Genomic DNA, 14,810 nt, shown 5'->3' on the forward strand with positions numbered 1-14,810 from the left:
CTTAAGAAATCGTGATGCCTCTTGTAAAACAAAAGCTTCTTGCCATCGTTGCCATTCTGACCACCGCACTGGTATGGGGCCTGATGTGGTACCCGTTTCGTGCGCTGAATGAGCGTGGTGTCAGCATCGCGCAAACCTCGCTGCAGGTATACCTGATTGCCGCCATTCTCGGCATTGCCCTGTTTTGGGATGTCTATCGCCGCCAGTTGCGCTGGCATCCGGTATTGCCGCTGCTGGCCTTGCTGTTTGGTTGGTGCAATTTCAGTTACACCTGGGCGGTGTCGGAAGGCATGGTGATGCGGGTGCTGCTGCTGTTTTACCTGTCGCCATTGTGGACGGCCTTGTTTTCCCGCCTGCTGCTGCAGGAGAGGCTGACCCGTACTGGCTGGCTGCTGGTGGGTTTGTCGCTGGCAGGTTGCCTGACCATCCTGTATCGTCCCGGCCTGCTGGAGGGTGCCGCGCTGCTCAGCCAGCGTTATGAGTGGCTGGCCCTGTCTGGCGGCATCAGCTTTGCCTTGGGCAATGTGCTGAGCAAGCGCGCCCGCAACCTGCCGGTGCCGGTGAAGTCGGCCACCATCTGGTTTGGTGTCGCGCTGATGGGCTTTATCGCACTGGCCAGTCGCCAGCAATTGGGTGCGGTGCTGCAGACGACAGGCCAAGCATGGTTGTTGCTGGCACTGCTGGGGATGACCTTGCTGGCCACCAGCATCATTTCCCAGCATGGTGTCAGCCTGTTGCCGGCCAGCCAGACCATGACATTGATGCTGCTGGAGCTGGTGTTTGCCGCGCTGTCGGCCTACTGGCTGGCCGGCGAAAACATGAGCCTGCAGGAGTGGCTGGGCGGTGCGCTGATCGCGGGTGCCAGCCTGCTCTCCGGCAAGATGACGCAGCCAGTGGCTGCACAGGAGAAAGCATGAATATCCGGCGTATGCACGCGGACGATTTTCCGGCCTTTTGGCCGACGTTTCACAGCATCATCCAGGCGCAGGACAGCTATGCCTACGACCCGCAACTGAGCGAGGAGCAGGCACGGGCGCTATGGTGCGAACTGCCGCAGGAAACCTGGCTGGCCGAAGAGGACGGGGTGTTGCTGGGCAGCTATTTTCTCAAGCCGAATGCGGCCGGGCCGGGCAGCCATGTGTGCAATTGCGGCTATATGGTGGCTACGGCAGCGCGTGGCAAAGGGGTGGCAGCGGCGCTGTGCCTGCATTCGCAGCAGCGTGGACGCGAACTGGGCTTTCTTGCCATGCAGTTCAATGCAGTGGTGGCCAGCAATACCGTGGCAGTAGCCTTGTGGAAGAAACTGGGTTTTGCCGAGGTAGGTCGCGTGCCGGGTGCGTACCGGCACCAGAGTCTGGGGCTGGTAGATTGCCTGATCATGCACAAATGGCTGCAACAGCCAGCTGCATCCGCGACGACTGCGCCGCCGGTGCAGCTGATTGCGCGCAAGAATATCGAAGCGGTGGTGGCACGCAAACGTCGCAAGGACTGATGGCCGCCGTAAGCCGGGTACGGCGAGGCGGTGCCAGGCCGGAACGAGGAAGCGAGTTTTAGTAGTGTGGCGGGATGTCGTCGCGCAGCGAGCCACCGCTGTTGCCGCTATCGGGCTGGGCAGCCTTGAACTGCTGGTAGACCAGGCGTAGCTGTTGCTGTAGCAGGTCTATCTGTTGCTGCTGGCGCGCTACGGTGGCGTTGAGGCTGTCGAGCAGGTCGTCCTGGAAGGCGATTTTCACTTCCAGTTCATTCAGGCGGTCTTCGGTATGCATGGCGGCATTTTACCTCAGGGGATGGAGCGGTGGCGCAGTCTTGAGCTGCATTGCTGGAATATCAAATCCAGTTTTTATTATTTTTAGGAATTTTCCGAGCCAGTTACAGTTTGTCCATCACCCGGCCGCAGTGCGGCACTAGGAGGAGGACTGACATGGATGCCCTGCTGATCGGTGGCGATAGCCTGGGACAGATCCCGGATGTGCTGGCCTTGTACGATATCCGCATTGCCCGCCATATTACCGGCCGCAATACCCAGCACCAGCGCAAGGTGCCGCTGCCCAAAAACACCCAGATGCTGATTCTGCTGACCGACTACCTGGGTCACAACACCATGCGTCACTATCGCGATACCGCAGCGGCGCATGGCATTCCGGTGCTGGCTTGTCGTCGTTCCGCCACGGCGGTGGCCGAGCGCTTGCGGCATGATGGCTGGCAACCGCAGGGGTGAAGCCAAGCCGGCTTAGTTGCGGGCCGGCTGAATGCTGAAGGTCTCGATGGCCTCCAGCTCCATGATGGCGCTCGACAGGTCGACCACATTGATCAGATGGTGCTTGTTGATGGCCGACACCATAAAGCTCCACTCGCTGCCGTCCGGGCCTACCTTCAACGAGATGCTTTCCTCATGCACGATCACCCCCAGGCTGCGCAGATCGCCTGAAATCTTGTCTACCGTCCAGTGCTGCTCGCCCGGCACGGTGAGATTGACATACAGGCTGAAGCGGCGGGGCAGGCGGTTTTCCATCCAGTTCAACACCCGCATGCAGGCAATGCACAGCAAGGTGACGGCGATGGCGGACAGGTAAAAGCCCACCCCCACCAGGATGCCGATCACCGAGGACATCCACACCGACGCGGCCGAGGTGAGACCGCTGATGGACATGCCTTCCTTCATGATCATGCCGGCTCCGAGAAAACCCACCCCGGTCAATACACCTTGTGCCACGCGGGTCATGTCGCCATGCATGATGTCGGCGTGCGCACCGCCATACCAGAAACCCGAATAGCCGATCATGCTGATGACGCCGGTGGCAGCCATCGACACCAGGCCATAGGTGCGCATGCCGGCAGCGCGGCCATTCGACCAGCGTTCATAGCCGACCAGGCAGCCCAGGATCAGGCCACCCAGCAGATTGCAGGTAATCAGCAGGTTGACTTCCCATTTCTGGGCCGACCAGTACTGGTCTAGCAGTTGGGCAAAGGTAATGCTCATGGAGGGCTTTCTTGTTGGTATCCGTGGGTGCCACTTCAAGGCTAGGCCTGGCCGGTCAGACAGGCAAGCAGCTTGCTGCTACTGGCTGTCAGTTTGTGGGCGCAGCGCCTTGATGATGTAGAGGTCGAAACGGGTGGATTTGCCATCCAGCACTGCCGAAGGCTTGGCCCCTTCAATCGGGGCACCCAGCCGTGGCCGCTTGACCACGACCCGCACCTTGGCCGCCGTGATGGCGGCCTCCAGCAAACGGGCGCTGTCCATATCATCGCCAATCACCTGCTGAAAGGCCTGCATGTCTTTCTTGGCGGCCGCAGTTTTCTTGTCGGTATCGGGAAACATGGGATCGACAAATACCACTTCGGGGCGTTGTTCCGGCGGCAATTGCAGCAACCAGTCCGCCGAGTTGGCATGCACCAGCTGCATGCGTGCCGCAATGGCGGCGGTATCCGCCGCGCGGGCTGCGCGTTCCAGTGCATCAAACAGCAGGGCGGCTGCCACCGGCGAGCGCTCCACCATGGTGACCTGACAGCCCAGGCTGGCCAGTACAAAGCTGTCGCGCCCCAGGCCCGCCGTGGCATCCACGATGTGCGGCAGGTCTTTGGCCCCTTTCAGTCCCACTGCCTTGGCTACCGGCTGGCCACGGCCGCCACCCTGTTCGCGGCGGTGGCGTGCGGCACCTTCGACAAACTCGGCGTATACCGCGCCATGCTTGTTGCCGGTGGTGACCAGTTCCAGCCGCTGCGGGCCCAGCTCCAGCCAGTATCCCGCGTCGGGACGCCGGCTCAGCAAGGGCAGGGCAAAGCGGCTGGCCAGTCCTTCGGCATAGTCGCGGCGCGCGCTTTCGGCGCAGAACAGGGGCGTGACGGTCATGAGGCTTCCTTGAATAACTGCCGGCACGATACGGGATGCGCCGGACGGCGGCAAGCCGCCTGTCCGGCTCGACATTGCCAGCGGCAGCGGCAAGCGGCATAACAGCCGCATGCTGAAACTCGCCTTGTTCGTGTGCGGCGTGGTGTGCTGCGCCTTTCTGCCACAGCTGCCTTCCTTGTGGAATCTGAGCGGTCTGAGCCTGTTGGCATGGCTGCTGACGCGGCTGGCCCGTCCGCGCCCGGCCATGCTGGCCGGCTTGCTGGTGGCCTTCCTGCTGGGCTTGGGCTATGCCGATGCACGGGCGCAATGGCGGCTGGCACAGGAATTACCCGCCACGCAGTGGCAGCAGCCGTTGTTGCTGGAGGGTGTGGTGCGCGGGCTGCCCGCAGCAGGGGATTATGGTGTGCGCATGCAGTTTGAGGTGGAGCGGGTGCTGACTGCCGGAGCCCATTTGCCACCGCGCGTGCAACTGACGGTATTTGCCCGCAAGGGTGAACTGGTCATGGCTGCGCCATGGCATGCCGGTCAACGCTGGCAGCTGACGGCGCGCTTTCGCCCGCGCCAGTCCACCGCCAACCCCTTCGGCTTTGATGCCGAGCAGTGGCTATGGTCGGAAGGCGTGCTGGCCAGCGGCACGGTGCAGCCTGCTGCCCGGCAGCTGGGCGAGGCGCAGGATGCCACGGCCTGGGTGGACAGGCTGCGCGAGCGGCTGGTGTTGCGTATCGAGGCGGTGCTGGGGCGCAGCCGGGCCGCCGGACTGGTGGCCGGCCTCACCGTGGGGGCGCAGCAGCGCATTGATCGTGCCGAGTGGCAGAGCCTGGCACGTACCGGGCTGACGCATCTGGTGTCGATCTCCGGCCTGCATATCACCATGGTGGCCGGCATGGTCGCTGCCCTTGTGGCAGGTGTGCTGCGCCGCTGGCCGCTGGCATTTTGTCCTCCGCGCTTGCTCATTGTCGGTAGTGGTGTCGTGGCGGCCGCCTGCTATGCGGTGCTGGCCGGCTTTTCGGTGCCCACCCAGCGCACCCTGTACATGCTGGGCTGCATGGTACTGATGCTGCTGTGGCGGCGGCACTGGTCTGGCCTGCATATGTGGTGGCTGGCCTTGACGCTGGTGTTGCTGATTGACCCGTTTGCAGTGCTGGCACCGGGGCTATGGCTGTCTTTCGGGCTGGTGGCGGCGTTGATGTTGTCGTCGGCAGGGCGGCGTCGGCCAGCCGGTAAGGCGTACCAGCTGTGGCGAGGGCAATGGGCGGCTACCGTGGCCTCGCTACTGCCGCTGCTGAGCCTGTTTGGCAATTTTCCGCTGGTGTCGCCGCTGGCCAATGCCGTGGCCATTCCCTTTGTGTCGGTGTTACTGACGCCGCTGGCATTGCTGGCCGTGGCCTTGCCGTGGGAGTGGCCCTTGTTGCTGAGCGGCTGGCTGGCCGAGTGGTTTTACCGTGGCGTGGACTGGCTGGCGCAATGGCCCATGTTGCAACTGGCCGCCGCGCCGTGGCCGCTGTTGCTGCTGGGGGGCATCGGCAGTCTATATTTGCTGGCTCCCGCCGGCATGCCCGGTCACTGGCTGGGGGCCAGCCTGCTGTTGCCGGCCTTGTGTTATCAGCCGCCACCGCCGCAGGCCGGGGAGTTCCGGGCGGTGGTGCTGGATGTGGGGCAGGGCTTGTCGGTACTGATCCAGACCCGGCAGCACGCCCTGTTGTTTGATACCGGGGCGGCCGAGGGCGGGCGCTGGGTCTTGCCGCAATTGCAGGGGCTGGGCATACGGCAACTGGATGTCTTGCTGCTGTCGCATCACGACAAGGACCACGATGCCGCCGCTGCCGATGTTGCTGCTGCTCTGCCGGTGCGGCGCATTCTGGTCGGGCAACTGGCCACGCTGGAGCAATACGGCTTGTCCGGCCAGCGTTGCCAGCGCGGTCAGAGCTGGGCCTGGGATGGTATCCGCTTTGACGTGCTATGGCCGCCGGTCGCGGAAGTGCTGACGGATGACAACAGTCATAGCTGTGTGTTGCGGGTGGCGGGCCAGCGGCATGCGCTGATGCTGACCGGCGATGCACCGCGTGCGGTGGAGGAGCGGCTGGTGGCGGATTATGGCCAGCAATTGCGCAGCAGTGTGCTGGTGGTTGGGCATCATGGCAGTCGTACTTCCACTGCGCCGCTGTGGCTGGAAACATTGCAACCGCAGCTATCGGTGCTGAGTGCGGGGTTTCTCAACCGTTACCGCCACCCGCATCCGCTGGTGTTGGCGGCCCTGCAGCAACAGGGGCGGGTATTGCGTACCGATGCCGATGGCTTGCTCAGCCTGACGCTGGGGACAGAGGTGCGTTATGACTGTTATCGCCAACAGGCGGCACGCTACTGGCGCAGTGTCGGGCCTTGCGCCCAGGATGGCGAGCCGGCAGCACCGGCATCTGCCCGGCTAGAATGAGGAACGGCTACCGCTGGCGCTGTACACGGGCCACCACGCAGTTGCCCTTGCCCTGGTATTCCACTTGGTCAAACGACAGCTTGCGGGCAATCAGTATGCCGCGCCCGTGGCTGGCCATCAGCGAAGCCGCCGGGCAGTCTTCATATTGCTGCCAGTCAAAGCCCTCACCCATGTCCTGGATGGTGAAGCTGAAGCGGTCGGGCTCGCGCACAAAACTGATGCTGACTTCGCGTTGGCCCAGTATCGGGTCATGCTGGCGGCGCTCCAGTTCACTTTCCCAGTCGCCCTCGGCCTGCAGCCGGGTCTTTTCCTCGTAACTGATGGCGAGATTACCGTGCTCCACCGCATTGACCATCAGCTCGAACAGGCCGGTGGCCACTTTTTCCGGTTGCGTGCAGGTGCGCGCCAGCAATGCGGTGACGGTCTGGGCTTCCTTCAGCGTACGCAGCCGGAATTCGGCCTGCTGCAATTGCGCCAGTGCATCGAGATGCTGCTTGGCCAGTTCGCGAAAAGCCTGGTGGCGGTCCCAGTGGCTGTGCGCTGCCTTGACCACGGCCAGCAGCATGTCGCGGGAAAAGGGTTTGGTCAGATAGTAAAAGGCACCGGCCTCCATGCCTTCCTGCACGCTGGCCGGCGAATTGATGGCCGTCTGCATGATGACCGGCAGGAAATTCAGCTCGGGAGTGTTCTTGATGCGCTTGAGCACGTCAAAGCCGTTGAGGCCGGGCATCATCTTGTCGAGCAGCACCGTGGACAGGCTGCTGCCTTGCTGCTGGAGGATCTCCCAGGCCTGCTCGCCGCTCTCGGCGCACAGCGTTTCGTAACCGGCTGCTTCCAGCAGTTCGGTCATCAGCTCCAGATTGAAGGGCTCGTCGTCAACGAGTAAAAGTCGATGTGACATGGCTTATCTCTTGGGATGTCGCGCTATTGTCGTGCCGGCGTGGGAGTACCGCGGTAAAGGCCGCACCGCGCGGGCTGAGGTTTTCGGCAAAGATGATGCCGTGGTGTGCCTGAATGATTTCCCGGCAGATGGCCAGCCCCAGGCCGGTGCCGCCGGCTCCGGTCTTGGTGGAGCTGCTCTGGATGAATTTGTCGAAGATGGTTTCCACCTCGTCCACCGGAATGCCGGGGCCGCTGTCTTCAACGCAGATGAGGATTTCCTCCTGCTGCTGGTTATTGAGTTGCAGCCGGGCGGTGACGCGGATGACTTCGCCGGCCGGGCTGAACTTGATGGCATTGGACAGCAGATTGCGTATCACCTGGCCCAGGCGGAAGGGGTCGATGTCGGCCGTCAGCTTTTCCGGCGTGCAGTACAGGTAAAGCTTGATGTTGTGGTTGCTGGCCAGCGGCGTCATTTCATCGCAGGCTTCGCGCAGGCAGTGAGCCAGATCGAAGTGACCGAAGTGGTAGTCCATCTTGCCGACTTCCATCTTGGCCAGATCCAGCAGGTCGTTCAGCAATTGCAGCAGGCGGTTGCCGCTGCTGTGGATGCGCTGGAAGTATTGTTCCAGCTTGTCGTCCTGCAGCAGTCTGGCGCGGGTTTCGCCAATTTCGGTAAAGCCGAGAATGGCGTGCATGGGGGTGCGCAGTTCGTGCGACATATTGGCCAGGAATTCGGTTTTGGCGCGGCTGTTTTCCTCGGCCAGGGTCTTGGCCTGACGCAGGGCATCTTCCATCTCGCGCTGGGCGGAGAAGTCCTGGTACAGCCAGATGGTGCCCAGTTTGGGTACCGAGGGATTGACTGCCCGGCCAAACATGCGGCACCAGATCAGCTTGCCGCTACCGGTGCGCAGCTTGACTTCGGACTGGACCACCTTGCCATCGTTCAGCAGGTTGTACAGCGCCCGCCCGGTGCGTTCCCATTGCTCCTGGCTCTCGAAGTAGGGCAGTGTGGTCTGGCCGATGACTTCGTCTTCCTCGCGTTCGAACAGGTCGAGAAAAGCGCCGTTAACCCGGCGCAGGTGGCGGTCGACGATATAGGCCATGGCCATGGGGCTGGCTTCCAGCAGCGCCGCCAGTTGCCGGCTTTGTACCTCTACCTGTTCGGCCAGGCTGTTTTTCAGCCGGATCAGCGCCGCTTCCTGTTCTTTACGCAGGCTGATGTCGCGGCATACCGCCACATAGAAGGAGTCGTCCGGTGCCTCTACCCGGCTGAGCGACAGTTCGACCGGCATCTGGCTGTTGTCGCTGCGCAGCAGGTGGGCTTCGAAGGTACGACCTTCGCGGGCGGCGGCAATCGATTCGAAGCTGATGCTGGGGCTGAGGCTGTACAGCTCGGTCAGCAGGGAGCCGACCGGCAGGTGTTCGATGGATTCGGCGCTCTGGCCGATCAGCTTGGCGGCTGCCGGATTGACATGGGTAATCAGGCCGCTGCGGTTGATCAGGATGATGGCATCGGAACTGGCTTGCAGAATGGCGCGCTGGCGCGCCTCGCTTTCGGCCAGCGCCTGTTCCGAGCTGGCGCGGTCGTTGATCTGTTCGCGCAGGGTGCGGTTATTCAGCTCCAGCTGATGATGCTGGCGGCGCAGCAGGGTGCGCAGGCCCTGGTTGTTGCTGATCTGGCGTTGTTGCAGGATCAGCAGCAGGCACATGATCAGGGCGGAAGTCGCGAGAATGCCATAGCCCTGTGCACTGAGCGCCGGCTGGTTGTCTTCCAGCGGATAGGCACCAAACAGCAGGTCGTAGCCGCCGATGCTGCGGCGGGTGGTCAGCAGCGGATTGCCGGATGGCAGGGCCTGCAGCGGATGAGAGTCGAGGCTGGGCCGGTCTGGCGCATCCTGGTTCCAGGCGACCAGCCGCACATGCTGCAAGGGATTGGGCTGGTCGGGATTGCTCTGGCTGCTTTGCAGCAGCAGGTCGCTGCGCAGGTTCACCAGCAGCAGGTGGCCGTCGTCATTCAGGTTGGCCATGATGTCCAGCCGGGGGGGCGCACCGGGAATCAGGGTGTTGAACATCAGCATGGGCTGGTTGCGATTGCGCGCCTGCTCCATCTTGCGGCGCGCATTGTCCAGGCTGCCCAGATCCATGCCTTGCGGCAGGGCATTGCCATCGTCCGGCAGATAGCTTTCCACCGGGTAATACATGGGCTGTTGCGGGCTGGTGACCAGATGCCGGTCTTTCAGCATGCGAATGCTGTTGGCAATGGCGGTTTCAAACTCGGTGCGCTGATTCGGTTCGATACGGCGCACGATGCCGATGCCGCCAAAGCGGCTTTCTTCCTTGAGTACCGTGGGGGCCAGCTCGCCCAGATTGGGGGGCGTGCCGGTGCTGTGGCGCTGGCGGATCAGGCTTTGCGCCAGCAGGTCGGTACGGTCGAGCATTTCCTGCAGCCGGGTGGCCAGCAGTTCGGTGCCCAGTTCGCCCCAGTGCTGCAGTTTTTCCTGTTCGCGCACGCGGTCGTTATCCAGCAGCAGCGCGTATTCCGCGCAGAGCAGGATAATGGTCAGTAGCGCTCCCAGCAGCAGGGAAGTGAAGCGACTCAGGCTGGTCGACATGATGTCCCGCTGGCTCAGGCCAGCTTGTCGTACAACGCAGCGAATTCGACGGCGAGCTTGTGCTTGGGATCCAGATAGATCATCGGGCGTGCTACATCGTGCGATTCGCGGATCTTGACCGAGGCCGACAAGGGCGGGTCCAGTACCGGCAGGCCTTCGGCACGCAGCTCGGCCACCAGTCGTACCGGCAGGCTGGCGCGCGGCTGGAACTGGTTGACCACGATGCCTTCTACTTGCAGCGCCGGATTGTGATCGGCACGGATTTCCTCGACGCTGGCCATCAGGTTGTACAGCGCCTGGCGCGAGAAAGCGTCGCAGTCAAATGGAATCAGGCAGCGGTCGGCGGCAATCAGCGCCGAGCGGGTAAAGAAATTCAGCGCAGGCGGGGTGTCGATCCAGATTTCGTCAAAGTCACCGGCCACCTGGTCCAGTGCTTCTTTCAGCTTGAACATCTTGTAGCGGCTTTCCAGCTTCACCATCAGCTCGCTCAGCTCCGGGTGCGAGGCCAGCAGTTGCAGTGCATCAAACGGCGTGTCGCTGACGAAATCCTGCAAATCCTTGCTGTACATGCTGATATTGAGCATCTGGCCAAAAAAACCGGCGGCCGATTTTTCGGCGGCGGGCTGGATGGCTCCGCTCAGATACTGGCTGGCATTGCCCTGGGCATCCAGATCGATCAGCAATACCTTCTTGCCTCGACGGGCGGCAACCGCCGCCAGGTTGGCGGTAATGGTGGATTTGCCTACTCCACCTTTCTGATTGAACACCACACGACGGATGGCGTGCATGGGATCTCCCTCTGGCAATGCCGGTGAATGCGCTGACAAATCAATGACGGTGATTTTGCCGCCAGCCTGTCTGATTGATGCAGGCTGGGCGGTGCTTATCGGTTGGTTTGGCTCCGAATATATCAGAAGCCGGCCAGGCCTTTGCATACGTATTGCATCTGCTGAAAACTGGCAGAGTTTTGTGTCACCGGCATGGCCTTTATCTGGCTGTCATTGTAAGTGTAGCTGGCAATCTGCCGGCCATTTTCATCAAACAGCACCATGGCGGTCAGCCGGAAGGTGCGTGCCGAGCAGTCGATCAGCCAGCTGTTGATGGAGACCTTGTGGCGCGGGGTGGAGAGGAAGTTTTCCTTGCGCAGATTGAAAATGGTCTTGCGGTCGCGGAAAGTGACCACCGAGCCTTGCGGCTTGATCGACAGCTTGTCCAGTTCGTTCAGGATATTGCCGTTGGGCGAGACACCGAGGTTTTCCCAGTCGGCATTTGCCTGTGACAGCGTTGGGCCGGGGCCTGGCCGCGGCTTGGTCGGGCTGGTCTGGGGCGGCAGGGTGGTGCAGGCGGCCAGCAGGCTGCCACAGGCTGCCAGGGCGAGCAGACGATAAAACATGCTTGATCTCCGGTTTGATGCGCACAGTTTCGCATAGGCCGCCCTCAGGGGGAAATCGTGCGGGCCATGCGGCGGCAAGTTGCAGCGCGATTGGAGTTTTGTTACTGCCAGCGGTTCAGCAGCGAGGGGAGAATATCTTGTGGCGAGAACGATTTTTTACAATTTCTGAAAGTTTATAGCGCATACGGCTAGGAACTTTCCTAGTGGCAGCAGGGTCTTTCATGCACGAGAGCATTTTCCTCTTCGTTTCACATTGTCTCCATCCAACTTGTTGCCGCCCCTTCCCGGGCGGCTTTTTTTTGCTGCCAGCCGCTTTGCCGTACAATAGGTAGCTTCCCATGACTTCGACAGGTTGCTGCCATTTGTCGCGCTGGTGTTTCCAGCCGGATCTGGTCTCTTTTCCGCATGCAGGACGCACTCTCCCTACTTGGCAATATCTTTGGCTACCCGGCGTTTCGTGGGCAACAGGCGGAGATCGTCAATCATATCGTCGAAGGCGGTCACGCACTGGTGCTGATGCCTACCGGTGGCGGCAAAAGCCTGTGCTACCAGATACCAGCCCTGCTGCGGCCGGGCATCGCCATCGTGGTGTCGCCGCTGATCGCGCTGATGCAGGACCAGGTGGCCGCGCTGACCGAAGTGGGTGTCGCAGCGGCCTGCCTTAATTCAGCCACCTCGCCGGAAGACGCACGCGCCATCGCCATGCAGGCGCGGGCCGGCACGCTGGATCTGCTCTATGTCGCCCCCGAGCGGCTGCTGACGCCCCGTTTTCTCGATTTTCTGGCCCAACTGGATATTGCACTGTTTGCCATCGACGAAGCGCATTGCGTCAGCCAGTGGGGGCACGATTTCCGCCCGGAATACCAACAGCTGGGCATGCTGGCCGAACATTATCCACAAGTGCCGCGTATTGCCCTGACGGCAACGGCCGATCCGCAAACCCGCGAAGACATCCTGCATTACCTGAAACTGGGCGACGCACGGGTGTTTCTGTCCAGCTTCGACCGCCCCAATCTGTTCTATCAGGTGGTGGAAAAGCACAATGCCAAAAAGCAGCTGCTGGACTTCATCAATAATGAATATCCCGGTGCTTCCGGCATCGTGTACTGCCTGTCGCGCAAACGGGTGGAAGAAACCGCCGAATGGCTGAGCCAGAACGGCATTCCCGCGCTGCCTTACCATGCCGGCCTCAGCCACGAAGTGCGCGAGCGCCATCAGCGCGAATTCTTGCGTGAAGAGGGCATTGTCATGGCAGCCACCGTGGCCTTCGGCATGGGTATCGACAAGCCGGATGTGCGCTTTGTCGCCCATATCGATCTGCCCAAGAGTCCGGAGAACTTCTATCAGGAGTCGGGCCGCGCCGGGCGCGATGGCCTGCCAGCCTCCAGCTGGCTGTGCTATGGCCTCAACGACATGGTGCAGCTCAACCAGATGATTCAGGGTTCGGAAATGGCCGAGCTGCAAAAACAGGTGGAGCTGTCCAAGCTGGATGCCATGCTGGCCTTCTGCGAAACCGCCAGTTGCCGCCGCCAGCAAATCCTCAGCCACTTTGGCGAAAGCAGCCAGCCTTGCGGTCATTGTGATAATTGCCTGAATCCCCCCATTACCTTTGATGCCACTGTGCCGGTGCAAAAACTGCTGTCCTGTATCTATAGAGTAGAGCAGCGCTTTGCCGCCAATCATGTGGTGGACGTGCTGCTGGGACGCAGCAACCAGTCAGTCACCAGTTTCGGTCATGACAAGCTGTCCACCTTCGGTATCGGCCGTGATTACAATCAGCGCGCCTGGCGCTCGCTGATCCGCCAGTTGGTCGCCCGCAAGATCCTGCAGGTGGATATTGCCCGTGGCCAGTCGCTGGTGTTGACGGATGCGTGCAGATCGCTGCTCAAAGGGCAGGAGAAAATCTATCTGCGCCCGCTGGCTGAAGACAGTAAGGCGCGCAGCGTCAATACCGATCGCTGGCTGCGTACCGAGCGCGAAGAACGGCTATGGCAGGCCCTGCGCCGCTGGCGGCGGCAGATGGCGGATGAGCACAATGTGCCGGCTTATGCTGTCTTTTCTGATCGCACCCTGCGCGATATCGTCGAGTGCCGCCCGCAAAACCTGCGTGAACTGGGAAAAGTGTATGGTCTGGGCGAGCTGAAACTGGCGCGCTACGGTAGTGCGTTGCAACAAATCCTGGATAGCCAGCAGGAATGATTCCGTTACAATCGAGCCACACAACACGCAAGCAACAAGCACGTGTCAGCGTGCAGGCATTGGAGAACTCATCATGGCAGTCAATCTGACCCCGGTTAGCGCCGACCAACTGGCCATCATCGATGGCATCGAACTGAATGTGGCAGAGGCCGGTATCAAAAAGGCCAATCGCAAGGATGTGCTGGTCATCCGCATCGACAAAGGCAATACCGTAGCCGGCGTCTTCACGCAAAACCGCTTCTGTGCCGCCCCGGTGCAGATCAGCAAGAAACACCTGGATGCCGGCGTGCAGATTCGCGCACTGGTGGTGAATACCGGCAACGCCAATGCCGGCACCGGTGAAGATGGCCGCCAGCGTGCGCTGTCGGTCTGCCAGGCACTGGCTGGTGAGCTGGATTGCGCTGTCGAACAGATTTTGCCGTTCTCTACCGGTGTGATTCTGGAGCCGCTGCCGGTCGACAAGATCATCCAGGCATTGCCCACCCGTCGTGAGGCTAACTGGGCCGAAGCGGCCGAAGCCATCATGACCACCGATACCGCCCCCAAGGCCACCAGCCGCACGCTGGAGATCGACGGTGCCAAGGTCAGCATCACCGGCATCGCCAAGGGCGCTGGCATGATTCATCCCAATATGGCCACCATGCTGGGTTTCGTGGCGACCGATGCGCCGGTCACCCGCCCGGTACTGGAGCAACTGGTCAAGGAAGTGGCCGACCTCTCCTTTAACTGCATTTCGGTTGATGGCGACACTTCCACCAATGACAGCTTCATTCTGGTGTCCACCGGCAAGAGCGCCGCGCCGCGCATCGACTCGGTCAATCACCCGGCCTATGCCATCCTCAAGGCCGCGCTGGTGGATGTGGCTACCGAACTGGCTCAGGCCATCATCCGCGATGGTGAAGGTGCCACCAAGTTCATCAGCGTCAAGGTCGAAGGTGGCCGTTCCGTTGCCGAGTGCAAGGACGTCGCCTACGCCATCGCCCGTTCGCCGCTGGTCAAGACCGCTTTCTTTGCCTCTGATCCGAACCTGGGTCGCCTGCTGTGCGCCATTGGCTATGCCGGTGTCAGCGATCTGGATGTCGATCGCCTCTCTCTCTATCTGGATGATGTACTGGTTGCCTGCAATGGCGGTCGCAACCCGGATTACCAGGAAGAAGATGGCCAACGTGTGATGAGCCAAAGCGAAATCACCGTACGTGTCGTACTGGGGCGTGGCGCAGCCCAGGCTACGGTCTGGACCTGCGATTTCTCCTATGACTATGTAAAGATCAACGCGGACTACCGTAGCTGATACAGCGATGAGTCGTACTTTGTACAAAAAGCCCGGCGTCAGCCGGGCTTTTTGCTGTCGGTGTCGATGCGGTGACCTGCTTTTTACGTCAGCCAGCCCCACCCATCACGGCAAGTGCGAACGGGGAGGCGCGTATTTTTGTGCGTCCGCAG

General features: G+C 61.4%; 13 protein-coding genes. 6 read left to right on the top strand and 7 right to left on the bottom strand.

Annotated elements, in window-relative coordinates; genetic code table 11:
* Positions 1–14: 14 nt before the first annotated feature.
* On the top strand, positions 15–917 hold the full coding sequence (locus DBR44_RS19220; protein WP_124645598.1) for a DMT family transporter: 903 nt from the start codon (positions 15–17) through the stop codon (positions 915–917).
* A complete protein-coding gene (locus DBR44_RS19225; protein WP_233578693.1) occupies positions 914–1,492 on the top strand; it encodes a GNAT family N-acetyltransferase in 579 nt (192 codons plus the stop codon). The genes DBR44_RS19220 and DBR44_RS19225 overlap by 4 nt, the downstream gene beginning before the upstream one ends.
* Before the next feature lie 58 nt (positions 1,493–1,550).
* Here the strand turns inward: DBR44_RS19225 and DBR44_RS19230 are convergent, their stop codons facing one another.
* Positions 1,551–1,766, bottom strand: coding sequence for a SlyX family protein (locus DBR44_RS19230; RefSeq protein ID WP_103524424.1), 216 nt, complete (start codon positions 1,764–1,766; stop codon positions 1,551–1,553).
* Positions 1,767–1,921: 155 nt separating this feature from the next.
* Between DBR44_RS19230 and DBR44_RS19235 the strand changes: the two genes are divergently transcribed.
* Positions 1,922–2,218, top strand: coding sequence for a DUF2325 domain-containing protein (locus tag DBR44_RS19235; protein ID WP_124645599.1), 297 nt, complete (start codon positions 1,922–1,924; stop codon positions 2,216–2,218).
* A gap of 12 nt (positions 2,219–2,230) precedes the next feature.
* Here DBR44_RS19235 and DBR44_RS19240 read toward each other — a convergent pair whose 3' ends face one another.
* The gene (locus DBR44_RS19240) at positions 2,231–2,980 is read right to left on the bottom strand and encodes an MgtC/SapB family protein (RefSeq protein WP_124645600.1); all 750 of its coding nucleotides are present in this window, start codon (positions 2,978–2,980) and stop codon (positions 2,231–2,233) included.
* Positions 2,981–3,058: 78 nt separating this feature from the next.
* Positions 3,059–3,850 (bottom strand): class I SAM-dependent methyltransferase, encoded by a 792-nt coding sequence (locus DBR44_RS19245; protein WP_124645601.1) that lies wholly within the window; start codon positions 3,848–3,850, stop codon positions 3,059–3,061.
* A 109-nt stretch (positions 3,851–3,959) separates the two neighbouring features.
* Here DBR44_RS19245 and DBR44_RS19250 point away from each other — a divergent pair, with 109 nt between their 5' ends.
* Positions 3,960–6,281, top strand: coding sequence for a DNA internalization-related competence protein ComEC/Rec2 (locus DBR44_RS19250; protein ID WP_124645602.1), 2,322 nt, complete (start codon positions 3,960–3,962; stop codon positions 6,279–6,281).
* A 7-nt stretch (positions 6,282–6,288) separates the two neighbouring features.
* Here the strand turns inward: DBR44_RS19250 and DBR44_RS19255 are convergent, their stop codons facing one another.
* The 4 genes from DBR44_RS19255 to DBR44_RS19270 form a co-directional block, all read right to left on the bottom strand.
* Positions 6,289–7,182, bottom strand: coding sequence for a response regulator (locus tag DBR44_RS19255; protein ID WP_124645603.1), 894 nt, complete (start codon positions 7,180–7,182; stop codon positions 6,289–6,291).
* Positions 7,157–9,775 (bottom strand): ATP-binding protein, encoded by a 2,619-nt coding sequence (locus DBR44_RS19260; protein WP_124645604.1) that lies wholly within the window; start codon positions 9,773–9,775, stop codon positions 7,157–7,159. The genes DBR44_RS19255 and DBR44_RS19260 overlap by 26 nt, the downstream gene beginning before the upstream one ends.
* 14 nt (positions 9,776–9,789) lie before the next feature.
* The gene (locus DBR44_RS19265) at positions 9,790–10,554 is read right to left on the bottom strand and encodes a ParA family protein (RefSeq protein ID WP_168190915.1); all 765 of its coding nucleotides are present in this window, start codon (positions 10,552–10,554) and stop codon (positions 9,790–9,792) included.
* A gap of 131 nt (positions 10,555–10,685) precedes the next feature.
* On the bottom strand, positions 10,686–11,168 hold the full coding sequence (locus DBR44_RS19270; RefSeq protein ID WP_124645606.1) for a surface-adhesin E family protein: 483 nt from the start codon (positions 11,166–11,168) through the stop codon (positions 10,686–10,688).
* 405 nt (positions 11,169–11,573) lie between these two features.
* Here DBR44_RS19270 and recQ point away from each other — a divergent pair, with 405 nt between their 5' ends.
* The gene (recQ, locus tag DBR44_RS19275; protein ID WP_124645607.1) at positions 11,574–13,367 is read left to right on the top strand and encodes a DNA helicase RecQ; all 1,794 of its coding nucleotides are present in this window, start codon (positions 11,574–11,576) and stop codon (positions 13,365–13,367) included.
* 73 nt (positions 13,368–13,440) lie between these two features.
* Entirely contained in the window at positions 13,441–14,658 is a 1,218-nt protein-coding gene (gene argJ / locus DBR44_RS19280) for a bifunctional glutamate N-acetyltransferase/amino-acid acetyltransferase ArgJ (protein WP_124645608.1), read from the top strand.
* The last annotated feature ends 152 nt before the right edge of the window (positions 14,659–14,810 follow it).

Origin of the sequence: Aquitalea sp. FJL05, assembly GCF_003852595.1 — a bacterium.
Lineage (GTDB): Bacteria > Pseudomonadota > Gammaproteobacteria > Burkholderiales > Chromobacteriaceae > Aquitalea > Aquitalea aquatilis.